This window comes from Streptomyces huiliensis (assembly GCF_020037025.1).
Classification (GTDB): domain Bacteria; phylum Actinomycetota; class Actinomycetes; order Streptomycetales; family Streptomycetaceae; genus Streptomyces; species Streptomyces huiliensis.
The window spans coordinates 1-17,716 of sequence record NZ_JAIQLH010000020.1; the positions used below are offsets into that span (position 1 = coordinate 1).

General features: G+C 74.2%; 17 protein-coding genes and 1 pseudogene. 9 read left to right on the forward strand and 9 right to left on the reverse strand.

Annotated elements, in window-relative coordinates; genetic code table 11:
• Window positions 1–35: 35 nt before the first annotated feature.
• From JNW98_RS04765 to JNW98_RS04775, 3 genes are read right to left on the reverse strand one after another with little or no spacing between them, the layout of a single operon-like run.
• Window positions 36–857, reverse strand: a complete 822-nt coding sequence (locus JNW98_RS04765) for an ABC transporter ATP-binding protein (RefSeq protein ID WP_223766797.1) — start codon at window positions 855–857, stop codon at window positions 36–38.
• 5 nt (window positions 858–862) lie between these two features.
• Window positions 863–1,930: a FecCD family ABC transporter permease gene (locus JNW98_RS04770; protein WP_223766798.1), complete on the reverse strand. Its 1,068-nt coding sequence runs from the start codon at window positions 1,928–1,930 to the stop codon at window positions 863–865.
• The gene (locus JNW98_RS04775; protein ID WP_223766799.1) at window positions 1,931–3,001 is read right to left on the reverse strand and encodes an ABC transporter substrate-binding protein; all 1,071 of its coding nucleotides are present in this window, start codon (window positions 2,999–3,001) and stop codon (window positions 1,931–1,933) included.
• Between the two features lie 245 nt (window positions 3,002–3,246).
• On the opposite strand from JNW98_RS04775, the gene JNW98_RS04780 reads away from it, so the two are divergent.
• Complete coding sequence (locus JNW98_RS04780) at window positions 3,247–3,993, forward strand: PIG-L deacetylase family protein (protein WP_223766800.1); 747 nt, start codon at window positions 3,247–3,249, stop codon at window positions 3,991–3,993.
• Window positions 3,994–4,003: 10 nt separating this feature from the next.
• Here JNW98_RS04780 and dhaL read toward each other — a convergent pair whose 3' ends face one another.
• Together dhaL and JNW98_RS04795 are read right to left on the reverse strand one after the other, a co-directional pair.
• Window positions 4,004–5,116 carry a dihydroxyacetone kinase subunit DhaL gene (gene dhaL / locus JNW98_RS36810; RefSeq protein ID WP_372459161.1) on the reverse strand — a complete coding sequence of 371 codons (1,113 nt, stop codon included), beginning with the start codon at window positions 5,114–5,116 and terminating at the stop codon, window positions 4,004–4,006.
• Between the two features lie 90 nt (window positions 5,117–5,206).
• Window positions 5,207–5,482: pseudogene (locus JNW98_RS04795) on the reverse strand (dihydrofolate reductase family protein); the annotation flags it as partial.
• Window positions 5,483–5,652: 170 nt separating this feature from the next.
• Here JNW98_RS04795 and JNW98_RS04800 point away from each other — a divergent pair.
• On the forward strand, window positions 5,653–6,306 hold the full coding sequence (locus JNW98_RS04800; protein WP_223766801.1) for a TetR/AcrR family transcriptional regulator: 654 nt from the start codon (window positions 5,653–5,655) through the stop codon (window positions 6,304–6,306).
• Window positions 6,303–7,139 (forward strand): alpha/beta fold hydrolase, encoded by an 837-nt coding sequence (locus JNW98_RS04805; RefSeq protein WP_223766802.1) that lies wholly within the window; start codon window positions 6,303–6,305, stop codon window positions 7,137–7,139. The genes JNW98_RS04800 and JNW98_RS04805 overlap by 4 nt, the downstream gene beginning before the upstream one ends.
• 49 nt (window positions 7,140–7,188) lie before the next feature.
• On the opposite strand, the gene JNW98_RS04810 is transcribed toward JNW98_RS04805, so the two are convergent.
• The 3 genes from JNW98_RS04810 to JNW98_RS04820 form a co-directional block, all read right to left on the reverse strand.
• On the reverse strand, window positions 7,189–7,758 hold the full coding sequence (locus tag JNW98_RS04810) for a DUF3995 domain-containing protein (protein ID WP_223766803.1): 570 nt from the start codon (window positions 7,756–7,758) through the stop codon (window positions 7,189–7,191).
• A 79-nt stretch (window positions 7,759–7,837) separates the two neighbouring features.
• Window positions 7,838–8,758: a DUF6114 domain-containing protein gene (locus JNW98_RS04815; RefSeq protein WP_223766804.1), complete on the reverse strand. Its 921-nt coding sequence runs from the start codon at window positions 8,756–8,758 to the stop codon at window positions 7,838–7,840.
• Window positions 8,749–9,270, reverse strand: a complete 522-nt coding sequence (locus tag JNW98_RS04820) for a DUF6230 family protein (protein ID WP_223766825.1) — start codon at window positions 9,268–9,270, stop codon at window positions 8,749–8,751. The genes JNW98_RS04815 and JNW98_RS04820 overlap by 10 nt, the downstream gene beginning before the upstream one ends.
• 290 nt (window positions 9,271–9,560) lie before the next feature.
• Here JNW98_RS04820 and JNW98_RS04825 point away from each other — a divergent pair, with 290 nt between their 5' ends.
• Window positions 9,561–10,190 carry a TetR/AcrR family transcriptional regulator gene (locus JNW98_RS04825; protein WP_223766805.1) on the forward strand — a complete coding sequence of 210 codons (630 nt, stop codon included), beginning with the start codon at window positions 9,561–9,563 and terminating at the stop codon, window positions 10,188–10,190.
• Between the two features lie 284 nt (window positions 10,191–10,474).
• The gene (locus JNW98_RS04830) at window positions 10,475–11,647 is read left to right on the forward strand and encodes an acyl-CoA dehydrogenase family protein (RefSeq protein ID WP_223766806.1); all 1,173 of its coding nucleotides are present in this window, start codon (window positions 10,475–10,477) and stop codon (window positions 11,645–11,647) included.
• Window positions 11,648–11,730: 83 nt separating this feature from the next.
• On the opposite strand, the gene JNW98_RS04835 is transcribed toward JNW98_RS04830, so the two are convergent.
• Window positions 11,731–12,114, reverse strand: coding sequence for a hypothetical protein (locus JNW98_RS04835; RefSeq protein ID WP_223766807.1), 384 nt, complete (start codon window positions 12,112–12,114; stop codon window positions 11,731–11,733).
• 200 nt (window positions 12,115–12,314) lie between these two features.
• On the opposite strand from JNW98_RS04835, the gene JNW98_RS04840 reads away from it, so the two are divergent.
• The 4 genes from JNW98_RS04840 to JNW98_RS04855 all read left to right on the forward strand — a co-directional run bounded on the left by JNW98_RS04840 (window position 12,315) and on the right by JNW98_RS04855 (window position 17,534).
• On the forward strand, window positions 12,315–12,758 hold the full coding sequence (locus JNW98_RS04840; protein WP_004948875.1) for an Lrp/AsnC family transcriptional regulator: 444 nt from the start codon (window positions 12,315–12,317) through the stop codon (window positions 12,756–12,758).
• 169 nt (window positions 12,759–12,927) lie between these two features.
• Window positions 12,928–14,541: an amidohydrolase gene (locus JNW98_RS04845; protein ID WP_223766808.1), complete on the forward strand. Its 1,614-nt coding sequence runs from the start codon at window positions 12,928–12,930 to the stop codon at window positions 14,539–14,541.
• A gap of 522 nt (window positions 14,542–15,063) precedes the next feature.
• On the forward strand, window positions 15,064–16,776 hold the full coding sequence (gene lnt, locus JNW98_RS04850; RefSeq protein WP_223766809.1) for an apolipoprotein N-acyltransferase: 1,713 nt from the start codon (window positions 15,064–15,066) through the stop codon (window positions 16,774–16,776).
• Window positions 16,773–17,534, forward strand: a complete 762-nt coding sequence (locus tag JNW98_RS04855) for a polyprenol monophosphomannose synthase (RefSeq protein ID WP_223766810.1) — start codon at window positions 16,773–16,775, stop codon at window positions 17,532–17,534. The genes lnt and JNW98_RS04855 overlap by 4 nt, the downstream gene beginning before the upstream one ends.
• Window positions 17,535–17,716 lie beyond the last annotated feature (182 nt).

The following is a 17,716-nucleotide window of genomic DNA, read 5'->3' on the forward strand; positions in this document are numbered from 1 at the left end:
CGCAAGAAACGGGAAGGGGCGGGACTGGGGCAAACTCACCCCGCGGCAGCGGCGACCGCCGCCACATCACCATCCCCGGCGCCCCCCGCCACCTCCCGATGATCGAAAGCGATCAACGGATCCCCCGTCAGCGGATGCTCCACCACCGCGGCCCGCACCCCGAACACCTCAGCCAAAAGCTCCGGCGTCAAAACCTCCCGCGGCGCCCCCGAAGCCACCACAGCCCCCTCATGCAACACATGCAACCGATCACAAAGCGACGCCGCCGCATTCAGATCATGAAGGGACAGCAACGTCGTCCGCCGCTGAGCCCGCAGCAGCGCGAGCAGTTCGACCTGATGCCGGACGTCGAGATGGTTCGTCGGCTCGTCGAGAACGAGCACTTGAGGGTCCTGGGCGAGCGCACGGGCCAGAAGCACGCGCTGCCGCTCCCCGCCCGAGAGAGCGGAGAAGGAGCGGCCCCCCGCCCCGGCCAGCCCCACCCGCTCCAGCGCCGAGGCGACCGCCTCCGCGTCCGTCCGGTCCTCGCCCGCGAAGGCCCGCTTGTAGGGCGTGCGGCCCATGGCCACCACCGCGCGGACGGACAGCTCGAAGTCGCTGCCGCGCTCCTGCGGCAGCGCCGCCACCCGGCGCGCCGCCTCGGGGGCGGACAGCGAGCGGATGTCCGTACCGCCCACGAGCACCCGGCCGGCGTGCGGCTTGAGGTAGCGGTAGACCGTGCGCAGGACGGTGGACTTGCCGCTGCCGTTCGGGCCGACCAGGCCGGCGATCTCGCCGTCCTCGGCCAGCAGGTGGACGCCGGAGACGATCGTGCGCCCCGAGAGGACGACCTCCAGCTCCTCTATGGCGATGCGCATGCCCGCTATCCCCTCTCCAGGCGGCGGTCGAGCAGGTAGAGCAGGGTCGGGGCACCGATCAGGGCGGTGACGACGCCCACCGGAAGCTCCTGGTCCGGCAGAGCAGTCCTGGCCACCAGGTCGACCACCACCAGCAGGACGGCCCCGAACAGGGCGGCGATCGGCAGCAGCCGGCGGTGGGCGCCGCCGACGACCATCCGGCACACGTGCGGAACCATCAGCCCCACGAAGCCGATCGCCCCCGACACCGACACCAGCACACCCGTCAGCACACTGGTGACGACGAACAACTCCCGGCGCAGCCGGCCCACATCAACGCCCAGGCCGGCCGCCGTCTCGTCGCCCATCAGCAACGCGTCCAGCGCCCGGGCCCGGGCCACCAGTGCGGCCAGCCCCAGGCCGACGGCCACCAGGGGCGCCGTCAGCGTCGACCACTGCGCGCCCCCCAACGACCCCATCAGCCAGAACAGCACACCATGCGTCTGCTGGTCGTCGCCTGCCTGGAGCACCAGGTAGTGGGTGAACCCGGACAGGAACTGCCCGATGCCCACCCCCGCCAGCACCAGCCGCAGCGGCGAGAAGCCGCCGCCGCGCCGGGCCATCGCCCACACCAGGGCGAAGGAAGCCAGGGCCCCGGCGAACGCGGCGGCCGACAGGCCGAGCCCGAACGCGCCACCGGCCCCGGCCCCCAGGACGATCGCCGCGACCGCGCCCAGGGACGCGCCGCTGGAGATGCCCAGCAGGTACGGATCGGCGAGCGGGTTGCGGACCAGGGCCTGGGTGGCCGTGCCGACCAGCCCCAGGCCCGCGCCGACCAGCGCCGCCAGCAGTGCCCGCGGCACCCGCAGCCGCCACACGATCAGGTCGTGGGTGCCGGGCGCCAGGTCGTCGCCCGTCACCCCCCGGACCACCGCCGACCACACGTCACCCAGCGGCACCCGGGTCGACCCCAGGCACACCGAGGCGACCAGCGCCGCGACCAGCGCGACGGTCAGGATCCCGGCCACCAGGAACGTGCGCGGCGCGCGCTCGCGCTCCTCCCGTTCCTCCGCGGCCACCGCGAGCGTCGCCATCTACTTGACCCGGTCCGGGTGCAGGACGTGCGCGATCTCCCGCACGGTGTCCGCGCTGCGCACGCCCGCGATCGTCGTCCGCTCGGATCCGATGCGCAGGAAACGGCCTTCCTTGACGGCCTTGAGGTCCTTCGTGGCGGAGAAGGACTTCAGGAAGTCCTCCGCCTCGTCGAACGCCTTGCGGTTCGCCTCCTCGCCGCCCCGGTTGCGCACGGCCAGCTGGATGAAGTCCGGATTCTTCGCCACCACGTCCTCCCAGCCGACGGGCTTGAAGTCGCCGTCGCAGTCGGCGAAGACGTTGCGGCCCCCGCCCTGGGTGATGACGGCGTTGGCGACCTGCCGGTTGCACACGGCCATGGGCTGCTTGGTGCCGGCGTCGAAGTCGAAGAGGAAGTACGAGGGCCGCTTGTCCTCGGGCACGTCCTTGAGCGCGTCCCGGACGCCGTCCGTCTTCTTCCGCATGTCCGCCACCAGCTCGGCGGCCCGCTCCGACGTGCCGGTGACCCGGCCCAGCTCCTCGATGTCCGCCTCGATGCCCGACAGGTCGGTGCGCGGGGACTTGTTCTTGGCCGCGCACGCCGTCGACTTGAGGAAGATGTGCTTGATGCCGGCCGCCTTGAACTCCTCCGGCGTCGGCGCGTCGCCCGCGCCGCGCATGTTCTTCATGGAGGAGAACGAGTCGATGTAGACGTCCGCGCCCGAGCCCAGCAGCTTCTCCTTCGGGATCACCGTCTTGCCGAGCACCGGCACCTTGGCCGCCTGGTCCGCGAACTGCTGCGGCACCGCGCCCTTGCCGGGCGGGAAGCCCGTACCGGCGATCCGGTCGCCCGCGCCCAGCCACAGCAGCAGCTCCAGGGCCGCGGCGTTGCTCGTCACGATCTTCTTCGGCGCCCCGTCGAACGTCGTCTTCGCACCCATGCAGTCCGTGACGCTCACGGGGAAGCCCTTGCCGCCCTTGCCCCCGGAAGCGCCCTCCTTCCCGGCCTCCTCGCCGCTACCGCCGCCACTGCCACAGGCCGTCGCCGTCAGGGCCACCGCGGCCAGCACACCGCACCACGCACGAGGGCGCATGAGAAACACTCCAGGAGGTCGTTCCGGTGGGGACCGCTGGTGCGGGCCCTGACCAGTAGTCGGTCCGGGCGCCGATCGGGTTCCCGGCGGGTGCGGAGACGTGCGGCATAGCGGGCGCGGAGACGTGCGGCATAGCGGGCGCGGAGACGTGCGGCATAGCGGGCGCGGAGACGTGCGGCATAGCGGGAGCGGAAGGAGACGTACGGCATAGGGTGCGGTTGATCATGACTCCAGGAGGACGACCGATGCCCGACCGCACCACTCCCGAGCAGCTCCAGCCCATGCCCACCGACTGGCGGCGCGCCCTCGCCGTTGTCGCGCACCCCGACGACCTCGAGTACGGGGCCTCCGCCGCCATCGCCACCTGGCTCGACGGCGGCCGCACCTGCGCCTACGTCCTCGCGACGCGCGGCGAGGCGGGCATCGACACGCTGAGCCCGGCGGAGGCCGGGCCGCTGCGGGAGCGCGAACAGCGGGAGAGCGCCGCCGCCGTGGGCGTGGACACCGTCGAGTTCCTCGACCACGCGGACGGCGTCATCGAGTACGGCACCGCGCTGCGCCGCGACATCGCCGCCGCCGTCCGCCGCCACCGCCCCGAGCTCGTCCTCACCCTCAACCACCACGACACCTGGGGCGGGGTCGCCTGGAACACCCCCGACCACCGGGCCGTCGGCCGGGCCACCCTCGACGCCGTCACGGACGCCGGGAACCGCTGGATCTTCCCCGAGCTCGTCGACGAGGGCCTGACCCCGTGGAACGGAGTGCGCTACGTGGCCGTCGCCGGCTCGCCGCAGCCCACCCACGCGGTGGACGCGGGCGCCGGCCTCGACCGCGCGGTGGCGTCGCTCCTCTGCCACCGCACGTACATCGAGGCGCTCACGGACGAGGAGCCGGAGCGCTACTGCCGGACCTTCCTGGAGGGCAACATGGCGGCGGCGGGGGAGCGCTTCGGCGGCCGGCAGGCGGTCGCGTTCGAACTCTTCGGCCGGTGACCGGCGGCCGCTACAGCTTGCGGTAGGTGCGGGCGTCCTCGGCCGCCGCCAGGACGGCGGCTAGGTCGCCGCCCGCCGAGGCCGTCACCACGGCGGCGACGGCGCCCTCGACGAACGGCGCGTCCACCAGCCGGGTGTCCGCCAGTTCGCCCTCGCCGAGCAGCGACTTCACCGTGAGCACCGCGCTGCCCATGTCACACAGCACCACCACACCGGCCCCCGCGCCGGCCTCCGCGACCGCCGCCCGGACCAGCTCGGCGCTCGTCCCGACGCCCCCGTCGGGCAGCCCGCCGGCGAGCGCGACGGGCGCCGGGTCGCCGGTCCCGACCAGCGCGGCGGCCAGCCCGGCCGTGGCGGCGGCCAGGTCCCGGCTGTGCGACACGAGGACGACACCGACCCGGGCAGGGGCCGGGGGAGGCGCGTCGGCGGAGGCGTCCGCGCCGGCAGCCTCCTCCTTCTCCTGCCGCCGCGGGGCGAGCTCCGGGTACGTGGCCTCGGACAGCGCCGCGACGAGCAGCGCGGAGGAGGCCGCTCCGGGATCCTGGTGCCCGACGCTCCGCTCGCCCAGGTAGCTGGCCCGGCCGCGGCGCGCCCGCAGCGGAATGGTCGCCTCCGCACCCTCGGACGCGGCCCGCGCCGCGGCCCGCAGCGCCTCCGCCACTTCGCCGCCTTCCTCAAGGGCCGCGGCGAAGGCGTCGGCGGCGGGCTGGAGCGCGTCCACCATCGTCGCGTCCCCGGGCGCCGAGTCGCCCAGCCTGCGCACGCTCCGGACGGCAGCGGCCAGCGCCTGCCCCAGCGCCTCCGGCGCCACCACGGCGTCCTCGCCCAGCACCTTCCCCATCCGCCGGAACACCGTGCCGAACAGCGGGCCCGACGCCCCGCCCACCGTGTTCGTCAGATGCGCGCCCACGGCGGTCAGCAGCGCTCCGGGTGTCGACGCCGCCGCCACCGTCTCCGCTTCCGCGGCGGAGGTGAAGCCCCGCTTGAGGTTGGCGCCGTGGTCCGCGTCCCCGATGGCGGCGTCCAACTCGGTCAGGCGGTCGGCGGAGGCGACGACCACCTCGACGGCGCGGTCGAGGAAGCGGCGGAAGAAGGCGAAATCGAGCGGAACGGTGGTGGTCATGCGCGGCTCCTTGCCCCTGAGGAGCGCCCCTGAGGGCTGCCCCTGACGAACGGCTGCGTTCCGGGCCAGCGTAGGCGCGCGCGGACCGGGTCAGCGGACGACGTCGAACACGTTCTCCTGCGGGCCGTTCGCGTACACCTCGTGCTCGACGAGCCTCAGCCGCTGGGTGTCCTTGTCCGTGGAGCTGAAGAGCCGCTTGCCCGCGCCGAGCGGGAGCGGGAAGACGAGCAGGTGGTAGCGGTCGATCAGCCCGGCGTCGGAGAGGCCGCGGTTCAGGGCGGCGCTGCCGTGGACGATGACCGGGCCGCCCTCGGTCCCCTTCGGCGCGGCGACCTCGTCGAGGGAGCGCAGGATCGTGGTCTGGCCTGGCTTTGACGGCGGTTGGCATCCGGTGAGCGCTTTGGGCGCGCGCGCCGGCAGGCGACGTACCGGATGCATGATGACCCATCAGAACCCGCGGCCCGACTCTTGACCGCGTCGGAGACGCCTCCGAAACTTGGAGAGGTCTCCAAGTTTCCGGGAAGGGTGTGGGGCGGATGCCACCGGTCGAAGGAGGGCTGCGGGAGCGGAGCAAGGCCCAGCGGCGCGCCCGGATCCTCGACGCCACGCGCGAACTCCTGCGCGAGAACCCGGAATCGGTGATCAGCGCCGAGCGGATCGCCCGGCGGGCGGGGGTCGCCCCGGCCACCGTCTACAACCTGATCGGACCGCGCGACAGGATCTGGGAGGCGCTCGCCGCCGGCTTCATGGACCGGCTCGAACGCCGCCTCGCGGCGCCGGCGCGGGCAGCCGCCGAGGAAGCCGCCGAGGGGGCCCTCGATCCGCGGCGGGTCGTGGAGGCGACCGTCCGGCTGTTCGTGAGCGACCCGGTCGTCTCGCGCCGCATGGTGCGCGAGTGGGAGGCGAGCGGCCTGGTGTTCCGCCGCAGCCCGCTCACCCAGCTCGGCCGGGCGCTGGCGGACGCGCGGGCCCGGGGCCTCCTGCGCGCGGACGTCGACACGGACGCGCTGGCCGCCGCCGTCTCCACCTCGTGCGTGGGCGCGCTGCACCAGTGGGTCGCCGGCCTGATCGACGACGACCGGTTCCTCGCGCGCGCCGTGTTCGCGCTGGACGTCGCACTCGCCGCGGCGGCCGCGGCACCCCACCGCGACCGGTTCCTGGCACCGCTGCGCACCCGGGGCACGGCATGACGGCCGGCTTCGTGGGCGGCGGCGGGATCCGACTGGCCGCTGACGTGTGGGGCACGGCGTCCGCGCCGCCCCTCGTCCTGCTGCACGGCGGCGGCCAGACGCGGCACGCCTGGCACCGGGCCGGCCCCCGGCTGGCCGCGCTGGGATGGCGGGTCGTCGCCCCCGACCTCCGCGGGCACGGCGCCAGCGGATGGTCGCCCGACGGCGCCTACGACCTCGACCTGTTCGCCGACGACGTCCGGGCGCTCGTCACCGAACTCGGCGGCCGGCCGGTGCTCGTGGGCGCCTCCCTCGGCGGCCTGAGCTCCCTGCTCGCCGCCGGGGAGGCGCCCAGGGCGGCCGTACGCGCGCTGGTCCTCGTCGACGTCGCCCACCGGCCCGACCCCCGCGGTGCCCGCCGCATCGCCGCGTTCATGCGCCACCGCCCGGACGGCTTCGCCGACCCCGGGGAAGCGGCCGCGGCCGTCTCCGCCTACCTGCCCCACCGCCCGCGCCCGGACGACCCCGAGGGCATCCGGAAGAACCTCCGGCGCCACGGCGACCGCTGGGTCTGGCACTGGGACCCCCGCATGCCGGCCGCCTTCGAGAACCGCATGGACCCACCCGGCCTGTCCGACCGCCTCCTCACCGCCGCCCGCCGCACCGCCACCCCGATCCTCCTCGTCCGCGGCGGCATCAGCGACGTGGTCCCCGAGCACATCGCCGACCAGTTCTGCGCCGCCGTCCCCCAGGCCCGCTGCGTCGACGTCCCCGGCGCGGGCCACATGGTGGCCGGCGACCGGAACGAGCACTTCATCGACGCGATCGTCCCGTTCCTGGAAGGGGTCGGGTGAGGGCGGCCCGGATGCCGTGCCCGCGGGCGCGAGGCTACCGGTCCGGGCGTCAGCCGATGCCGGTGGCGGTCGACGTCAGGGACAGGAGCAGGGCGCCCAGGGCCCCCGCGGTGCCGTAGCGGCGGGGCTCGGGGCGGGGGTCGAGGTGGCGGACGTAGCGGGTGGTGGCGGTGGCGAAGGCCAGGCCGCCGGTGATGAACCACGGGCCCCAGAGGTAGAGGTACCAGGGCGTCAGGTCGGCCAGGTCGGGGGCGGCGGACAGCAGGCCGGTCTCGACCAGGAGTCCGTGTGCGACGAAGAGGCCGCCGTGCCAGACGAGGAGCACCGCGGCGCCGCCGCCGCAGAACGTCAGGAGGCGGCCGGCCCGGGGGCCGCGCCGGCGCGTCAGGCCGAGGCCCAGCAGGGCCCCGACGAGTTTCAGGAGTCCGGTCAGCCACAGGACGGCCACGAACCACGTCACCCGGTCCTCGGCGAGCCGGACGAGGGACGGCGACACCGTCGACCGGGCGCCGAAGGTGCTGCCCGCCGCCCAGACGAAACTGGGCACCGCGAACACGATCCCCCACGCCGCCGCGGCGAGCCCCGGCCACGCGCCGGCCGGGGAAAGCTTGATCATCATGAGGCCACCGTCGCGGAGCCGCGGCCGCACGGCGTCATGCGAACGGACGAGTGGCCTCCGCCGCGAGGCGGAACCGCCCTCAGACCCCCGGCAGGGCCCGCAGCCCCAGCCCGTCCGCCGTGATCGTGTCCGCCGTGACGAGGGCCTGCTCGGCCGTCACGTCCGTCATGAAGACGAAGGGCGGGATCACCGGGGGCGCGGGGAGGGTGTCGGGGGAGAAGGTGAGGCAGAGGAGGCCCTCCAGGCAGCCGTGGAAGCGGGTGAGGTACAGGGTCACCTCGCCCCGTAGCTGTAAGGAGCGTGCTTCGAGGGCGAGTTGGGCGGGCGCCCGGCCGCCGTCGCGGGTCCGGAGGCGGTAGTCGCTCAGTGAGGCGGCCCGCATTCTCAGGACGATCACGTTCAGGCGGCCCTCGGCCGTCGGGAGGCGTTCCACTCCCGCGAGCGTGAAGCCGTGCGGCGAGAAGCGGGAGGCCGTGACGGACGGGGGAGTGGCGGGAGCGGTGACCGGCTGTTTCCCGGATGATTCAGGAGCCGCCTCCGCGCGGCCCGTCGTCGGGGCGAGGGCGGCGGCCGTCAGCAGGACGGCCGGGAGGGCGACGGCGAGCGTGCGGTCGCCCCGGGGCGTCCAGCCGAAGCCCATCGCGCTCCCCGCGATGCCGAGCGCCATGCCCACCAGGAACCCGCCCAGGTTGGTGGCCGCGAACGACAGCACCGACAGGATCAGGGCGTTGACGCTGACGTAGTGCCGGGCCGACGGCACGAACCACAGGAACAGCCCCGCCGCGATCAGCGCCAGCCCGATGCCCAGCGCGGCCAGCCCGCCCAGCCCCAGGCTCACCAGCACGGTCACCGGCGACAGCGGGATCACCAGCAGCTCCGTCCCGCCCAGGACGAGGAGGGTGCCGGCCCAGAAGGGCCGGGTCCGCCGCCAGGACCGGAAGCGGCGGCGGGCGGGCCCGTCCGGCAGCCTCGGAAACGCCCGCGGCCGCCTCAGAAGCACTGGTCGCCGTCCAGGTTCACCTGAAGTTTGAGGCCCTTGAGCCGGAAGTTGCCGCCGGTGGCGGACCAGGCGTGCGACCGGACGCCGGCCACGGTCACCTTCCCGGCCTGGAGCCCGAACGCGCCGGCGTCCCCCTTCACTCCCGGCACCTGGTCGAGCGTCGACGCGTCCCGGCCGATCTGCGCCGTCCCGAACTCCGCGTCGCCGACGAGGTCCTCGCCGTCGATGACGAGGTCGCTCGCCGTCACCTCACCGGCCCGCCCGCCGGCCGTGAGCTTGAAGGTGACCTTGCCCAGCGGCGTGGGCACGGTGGCGGCCTGGCAGATGTCGCTCAGCCGCGCGTTCCCGATGCCGAGCAGCGCCACCGGATGCCCCTTGCCGTCGACGGACCGGTCCGTCTGCACGTACGAGGCCAGCCCGTCGCTGGTCAGCCTGCCGGATGACACCTGGAAGTGCGTACCGGAGACGGCGAACGAGGCCGCGAGCACGCCCTGCGCCATCCCCGTGGCCATCGCGCCCACCGCGAGCACCGCGGGCAGGGCGATCAGGGCAGTCCGCCGCCAGGCGGTACGGCCCTCCGGCGGGTTCCGGTGTGATCCGCTCGCCGCGTCGGCTCCACTCGCCGCGTCGGCTCCGCTCGCCGCGTCCGGTCCACTCGCCGAGCCTCTTCCGCCCGCCGCGTCCGGCCCGCTCACTGCGTCTGATCCGCTCACTGCTTCCTCCCGCGACTCAGGGAAGTGCGTGGTGTGCAGGTGGTGCCATACTGCGGATGTTCCCGTGGAGTTGGAGACTAGGGCCGATTTTGAACGATAGTCAACAGCGCGGAAGCGAGCGGGCGCGGGCGCGCCGGGCCGAACTCATCGCCGTCGGGCGGAAGCTGTTCGCCGACACGTCCTACGACGCCCTGTCCATGGACGACATAGCCCGGCACGCGGGCGTCGCCAAGGGGCTGATCTACTACTACTTCAGCAGCAAGCGCGGCTACTACCTGGCGATCATCGAGGACGCGGTCGCCGAGCTGGTCGAGCGCGCCCGGTCCACCCACGCCCTGCCGCCCGTCGAGCGCGTCCACCACACCGTCGACGGCTACCTGCGCTACGCCCGGCACCACCAGGCCGCGTACCGCGCCATCGTCACCGGCGGGGTCGGCTTCGACGCCGACGTCATCGCGATCCGCGACCGCGTCCGCGAGCAACTCCTCACCGCGATGGCCCGGGCCGCCTGGGGGCGCACCGACCTGCCGCCCGTCGCGCGCACGGCCCTCGTCGGCTGGCTGGCGGCGGTCGAGGGCATGACGCTCGACTGGCTCACCCGGAGCGAACCGCCCCGCGAGGTGGTGTGCGGCCTGCTGGTACGGGCGTTGGGGGATACGCTGCGGACGATCGAGGAGCACGAGCCGACCTGCCCCGCGCCGGAGCGCACGCGGCTGTAAGGCACCGGGGCCCCCCAACGGGCCATTCGGCGCGCGGCCGGGTGAAGTTTCCGGCGGGCCGGGGTATATGGGGTACAACGCCGTTAATGCCACGGCCGCACACCTCAGTTGGATCTGTCAACCCGTGACGAAGACCCCCCGATCAGGCATACTCCAAGCGCCACAGCCGCAGGTCACCCCCATTCCGCGACCCGGCACGGGACTGTCGACTGGGCATTACCGGCGGTACGGCCGACACCCAGGCCCCCGCCGCCTCAGCGCCCGACAGGGAGGAGAGCCGTCGCATGACCGACCACGGCCCGCAGCCGGTGGAGCGCCAGCTGCCCACCGAGGAAGCCAAGGACCTGCTCGCGCTGGTGCGCGACCTGGTGCAGCGGGAGATCGCCCCGCGGGCGGCGGCGGAGGAGGAGGCCGGGCACTTCCCCCGGGACCTCTTCCGGCTGCTGTCCTCGTCCGGGCTGCTCGGTCTGCCGTACCCGGAGGAGTTCGGGGGCGGTGAGCAGCCGTACGAGGTCTACCTCCAGGTCCTGGAGGAACTGGCGGCCGCGCGGCTGACGGTGGGACTCGGGGTCAGCGTCCACTCCCTCGCCTGCCACGCGCTCGCCGGCTACGGCACCAAGGAGCAGCGGGCGGAGCACCTGCCCGGCATGCTCGGCGGCGGGCTGCTCGGCGCGTACTGCCTCTCCGAGCCGCAGTCCGGCTCCGACGCCGCGTCCCTGCGCACCCGGGCCGTCCGGGACGGTGACGACTGGGTCCTCACCGGCACCAAGGCGTGGATCACCCATGGCGGCATCGCCGACTTCTACACCGTCCTGGCCCGTACGGGCGGCGAGGGCGCGCACGGCATCACCGCGTTCCTCGTGCCCGGCGACGCGCCGGGTCTGACGGCCGCCGCGCCCGAGCGCAAGATGGGCATGAAGGGCTCGCCGACCGCCCAGCTGCACCTCGACGGCGTACGGGTCGCGGACGCGCGCCGCATCGGCGACGAGGGCCAGGGCTTCCCCATCGCCCTCTCGGCCCTCGACTCCGGCCGGCTCGGCATCGCGGCCTGCGCCGTCGGCCTCGCCCAGGCGGCCCTGGACGAGGCGCTGGCCTTCGTCGCCGAGCGGCGGCAGTTCGGCCGTCCGCTCGCGGACTTCCAGGGGCTGCGCTTCCTGCTGGCCGACATGGCCACCCAGATCGAGGCCGGCCGGTCCCTCTACCTGGCCGCCGCCCGGCTGCGCGACCAGCGGCTGCCGTTCTCCCGGCAGGCGGCCATGGCCAAGCTCTTCTGCACGGACGCGGCGATGCGGGTCACCACCGACGCCGTGCAGCTCATGGGCGGGTACGGCTACACGGCGGACTTCCCGGCGGAGCGGTACATGCGCGAGGCGAAGGTCCTCCAGATCGTCGAGGGCACCAACCAGATCCAGCGGATGGTGATCGCCCGTCACCTGGCCGGGCCCGAGTCGCGGTAACCCGGGCCACACGAGTGCGGCCGGTCGGCGGACCGGCCGCCGCCGGGGCGGGCGACGGCGGCCGGTCCGCGTACGCGTTCGCGTCAGGACCGGTCGCGCGTCTCCGGCACCCGCACCGGGCGCGAGCCGGGCCCGCCGATGTGCGAGAACGGCTGCGTCCGCCAGTCCAGGCTCTCCGGCAGCGTGAGCAGCAGGGCCGTGTCCAGTTCCAGCGCGCCCTCGTCCTCACCGGCCGGCTCGGCGTCCTCCACGGCGCGCCCGGAGCCCGGGCAGACCGTGAGGCCGAACGGGTTCCACGGGGACGGGCAGAGGGCGTGCTCCGGAAGCTCCTCCTCATCGGCGAGCAGCGCGATCGGGCGGGCGCAGTCCGGGCAGGTCACCCGGAACATCGTGGTGAAGTCCACCGGCTCGTCGGGGCCGTACGGGCTGCAGTCGCCGTCGTTCTCCAGGCGTTCCAGGCTCGGCATGATCTTCGTTTCCCCCTCGGCTGGGCCTGGCCGGAGCGTCTCGGCCCCGGCCACAGCAAGCACTTCCCGTCGGCGGTCCGGGGTAATCGCCCCGGCCGGGGGGACACGGGCGCGGGCCTGTGGTGTTCGTCACGCGGTCCGCGCGCCCGCGGGGGGCGCCGACTGTGCCGGGCGCCGTGCGACGCAGTAGGTTGGCCGGTGTGGAGGAGCTCGACAAAGAGATCGTGGAACTGCTCGTCAAGGACGGGCGGATGAGCTACACCGACCTGGGCAAGGCCACCGGCCTGTCCACCTCGGCGGTGCACCAGCGGGTGCGCCGGCTCGAACAGCGCGGGGTCATCCGCGGGTACGCGGCGGTGGTCGACCCGGAGGCGGTGGGGCTGCCGTTGACCGCCTTCATCTCGGTGAAGCCGTTCGATCCGAGTGCTCCGGACGACATCGCGGACCGGCTTGCGGAGATTCCGGAGATCGAGGCGTGTCACAGCGTCGCGGGGGATGAGAACTACATCCTCAAGGTGCGGGTGGCGACGCCGCTGGAGCTTGAGCATTTGCTGGCGCGGATCCGGTCGTTGGCGGGGGTGTCTACGCGGACGACGATCGTCTTGTCGACTCCGTATGAGGCGCGGCCGCCGCGGGTTGGGTGAGCCCCTGACCCGCCCCTTCGCCGTTTCCGGGGGGCGAGCCCCCAGACCCCCGAAACCGCGCTCCGCGCGGTTGTCCTCAAACGCCGGACGGGCTGATTCAGCCCGTCCCGGGGGCCACCCCACCACCCCCGCGCACCCACCGCACCACCCGCCACGCCACACTGTTCCCATGAGCGAGCGCCCCCGAACCACCCTCCTCCGCAACGGCGACGTGCACAGCCCCGCCGACCCCTTCGCGACCGCGATGGTCGTCGAAGGCGGCCACATCGCCTGGGTCGGCTCCGAAGGAGCGGCCGACTCCTTCGCCGACGGCGTGGACGAGACCGTCGACCTCCAGGGCGCCCTCGTCACCCCCGCGTTCACGGACGCACATGTGCACACGACTGCGACCGGCCTGGCGCTGACCGGGCTGGACCTCTCCGGCGCGGCGACGCTCACCGAGGCCCTGGACCGCGTCCGGTCCCACGCCGCCCACCCCGGCGACCGCATCCTGCTCGGACACGGCTGGGACGCCTCCCGCTGGCCCGAGGGCCGGCCCCCGTCCCGGGCCGAACTCGACGCCGTCGCCGGCGGTCGGCCGCTCTACCTCACCCGGGCCGACGTCCACTCCGCAGTCGTCACCACCGCCCTCCTCGACCTCGTACCCAACGCCCGTGACCTGCGCGGGTTCACCCCCGACGGGCCCCTGACGGACGACGCCCACCACGCCGTGCGCGCCACCGCGTACGCCTCCGTCACCCCCGCCCAGCGCACCGAGGCGCAGCGTGCCGCGCTGGCCCGCGCGGCCTCGCTGGGCATCGGCTCGGTGCACGAGTGCGCCGGACCGCGGATCTCGTCCGAGGACGACCTCACCGGGCTGCTGCGCCTCGCCGCCGAGGAGCCGGGCCCCCGCGTCGTCGGCTACTGGGCCGAGGCGTTCACCTCCGCGAACGACGTGGCGAAGGTCAGGGAGCTGGGCGCCGTCGGCGCGGCCGGCGACCTGTTCGTCGACGGCTCCCTCGGCTCGCACACGGCCTGCCTGCACGAGCCGTACACCGACGCCCCCGGCGTCACCGGCACCGCGCACCTCGACGCCGACGCCATCGCCGCGCACGTCGCCGCCTGCACCGAGGCCGGCGTCCAGGCCGGTTTCCACGCCATCGGCGACGCCGCCCTCACCGCCGTCGTCACCGGCGTCCGGGCCGCGGCCGACAAGGTCGGCCTGGACCGCGTCCGGGCCGCCCGGCACCGGGTCGAGCACGCCGAGATGCTCACCCCCGAGCACATCGCCGCCTTCGCGGAGTTCGCCCTCACGGCCTCCGTCCAGCCCGCCTTCGACGCCGCCTGGGGTGACGACGAGGGCATGTACGCCGCACGGCTGGGCCGCGAGCGGGCCCGGACCCTCAACCCGTACGCGGCGATGTTGCGCGCCGGCGTGCCGCTGGCGCTCGGCTCGGACAGTCCGGTCACCCCGCTCGACCCCTGGGGCACGATCCGCGCCGCCGCCTTCCACCACACCCCCGAGCACCGGATCTCGGTGCGCGCAGCCTTCACCGCGCACACCCGCGGCGGCTGGCGGGCGATCGGCCGGGACGACGCAGGCGTGCTGGTGCCGGGGGCGCCCGCCGACTACGCGGTGTGGGAGGCCGCCGACCTGGTGGTGCAGGTCCCGGACGCCCGCGTCGCCAACTGGTCCACCGATCCCCGCTCGGGCACCCCGGGCCTGCCGGAGCTGCTCCCCGGCGGCCAACTGCCCCGCTGCGTCCGCACGGTGGTCGCCGGACGGACCGTGTACGCCGCCTGAGAACGGCCGAACGGGTGACGTCCGCGCGGCGCGTACCGCCGAACGACGTGCGGTCGGCCTGTCGCGCTGTGTCACCCCCTCCGCACTGACCTGCTGATTTGGCACAACGACGCAGGTCAAGCAGCTGTTGACAGGGAGCGGTCCGGGGCGGGTAGGTTCGGCCGGGTCCACCACAGGACGTCCGACCGGAGAACTCCACGCAGTCGTCGAACGCCGCTGGGCCATGGGGTGGCGCGCCACACGGGCGCGCCACCACTGGGAGCCAGGTCCAGCGCACGGGGGCGGGGGACGTTCCGCCGGGTCGGCAGGTGTGACCCGGGTGGGGCCCGGACGTTCAGTAGACAACGGTTCCAGGGCGACCCGCAGCCAGCGGTTCCCCGGCCGGCCCGAAGGACACCGCGCCCCACCCGCCGTCCCCGCCCGCCGTCGCCGCGGCCGGGCCTTTCGCCTCTCGGCCTCCGCGCCGCTTTCCCGCACCCTGGACACGGGCCCTACCCGCCACGAGGTACGGTCACGTGACCCTTGAACGAGCTGCAGGAAGGCGCGACCGTGCCCTCGGGTTCCGACACCACCGCCGAGACCTCCGGCGACCCGGCCGCGAGCCGGCCGGACGCCGGTCCGGCGCCCGCCGCGCCCCGCCCGGGACGGGCCGCCCGGCTGGCCGCGTGGGCTCGCCGCGAGGCCGCCCGCACCGGCCTGGCCGCCGCGACCGGCGTGGCGCTGGCCTTCGCCTTCCCGCCGTACGACGTGTGGCCGCTGTCCCTCCTCGGCGTCGCCGCGCTGACCCTGATGACCCACGGCCGCACCGCCCGCCAGGGCGCGTGGACGGGCTTCGTCCTCGCCCTTCCGTTCTTCGTCCTGCTGCTGCGCTGGCTGGACGTCGTCGGGTACGACGCCGTCGTCGGGCTGTCCGTGGCGGAGGCGCTGTTCGTCGCCGCGCTCGGCGCCGGGCTCGCCCGGACCTCGCGGCTGCGCGGGTGGCCGGTGTGGGGAGCCTGCCTGTGGGTGGCCCAGGAGTGGGCGCGCGACCGGGTGCCGTTCGGCGGCTTCCCGTGGGGCCGGCTGGCCTTCGCCAACACCCACTCGCCGTTCACCCCGCTCGCCGCGCTGGGCGGCGCCCCGCTGGTGAGCTTCGCGGTGGCCCTCGCCGGCGGCCTGCTGGCCTTCGCGGGGCTCACCGTCTGGCGCCGGCGGGGAAGCACGCCGTTCGCGGTCAAGCCGCTGCTCCCGGCGGTGGAGGCGGCGGCGCTCGCCGGGGTCGTCGTGCTGGCCGGGTACGCGGTGCCGGTGCCCACGAAGGCCGACGACACCGTGGACATCGCGGTCGTCCAGGGCGACGTGCAGAAGCCCGGCATGGACTTCCTCGGCCGCCCGATGCTGATCCTCAACAACCACGTCAACGCCACACTGCAACTGGCGAAGGACGTGCGGGAGGGCCGGGCGAAGAAGCCCGACCTCGTCATCTGGCCCGAGAACTCCTCCGACCTCGACCCGTTCCGGGTCAAGGAGGCGTACGACCGCATCGACCAGGCCGCCAAGGCGATCGGTGTGCCGGTCCTCGTCGGCGCGCTCGTCGACCACCCCACCAAGCCCGGCTACGTCTTCAACCAGGGCATCGTCTGGGACCCGAAGACCGGCCCCGGCGCGTCGTACACCAAGCAGCACCCGGTGCCGTTCGGCGAGTACGTGCCGTTCCGCGAGCAGCTCAGCAAGGTCATCACCCGGCTGCAGCGAGTGCCCCGGGACTTCTACCCCGGCGACCACACCGGCGTCATGAACGTCGGCCCGGCCCGGCTGGGCGACGTCATCTGCTTCGAGGTCGCCTACGACGAGATCGTCCGGGAGACCGTGAACGCGGGCGCCCGGGCGTTGGTGGTGCAGACCAACAACGCCACCTTCGGCCACTCCGACCAGCCCGAGCAGCAGCTCGCCATGAGCCGGCTGCGCGCCGTCGAACACGGCCGGGCCGTGGTCACCGCCGCCACCAGCGGCATCAGCGCGGTCGTCGGCCCGGACGGCTCGGTCGTGCGGCGCGCGCCCGAGTTCACGCGCGAGGTCATCACCACGTCGATCCCGCTGCGGGACGGCAGGACGGTCGCGGACCGTGCGGGTGCGGCGCCCGAATGGACGCTCGCTATGGTGGGCCTTCTCTCCTGGGCGGCCGCGTTGCTGATCGGTCGTCGGGGACGAGTGGTGCAGTCCCCGGACAAGACGGACAAGAAGGGCCAGCAGTGAACGACGGCGGTCAGCGGAGATACGGTCCGCTCGGCACGACCTTGGTGATCATCCCGACCTTCAACGAGGCGGAGAACATCAAGCCCATCGTCGGCCGGGTACGGGCCGCCGTCCCGGAGGCGCACGTGCTCGTCGCCGACGACAACAGCCCGGACGGCACCGGCAAGCTCGCCGACGAGCTGGCGGAGGACGACGACCACGTCCACGTGCTGCACCGCAAGGGCAAGGAGGGGCTGGGCGCGGCCTACCTGGCGGGCTTCCGCTGGGGCCTCGACCAGGGCTACGGCGTCCTCGTCGAGATGGACGCCGACGGCTCCCACCAGCCCGAGGAACTGCCCCGGCTGCTCACCGCCCTGAAGGGCGCCGACCTCGCGCTCGGCTCCCGCTGGGTGCCCGGCGGCCGGGTCGTGAACTGGCCCAAGTCCCGGGAGATCCTCTCCCGCGGCGGCTCCACCTACTCCCGGCTGATGCTCGACGTCCCGTTGCGGGACGTCACCGGCGGGTACCGGGCCTTCCGGCGGGAGACGCTGGAGGGGCTGGGGATGGAGGAGGTGGCCTCCCAGGGGTACTGCTTCCAGGTCGATCTGGCGTGGCGGGCGGTGAAGGCGGGGTTCCACGTGGTGGAGGTGCCCATCACGTTCGTGGAGCGGGAGCGGGGCGACTCCAAGATGAGTCGCGACATCGTGGCGGAGGCTCTGTGGCGGGTGACGTCGTGGGGCGTCGGCTCGCGGGTGGGCAAGGTGCTCGGGCGGGGCTAGCGCCCCGCGCTTCGCGGTGGGGGTACCCCGGTCCCGCCCCTTCGCCGATTCCTGGGGGCCGGCCCCCAGCCCCCCTGAAACCGCGCTCCGCGCGGTTGTCCTCAAACGCCGGACGGGCTGAAGATCGCGCCCACCGGCGAAGGGGCGGGACCGGGGCACCTCCACCACCCAGGCACACTGGA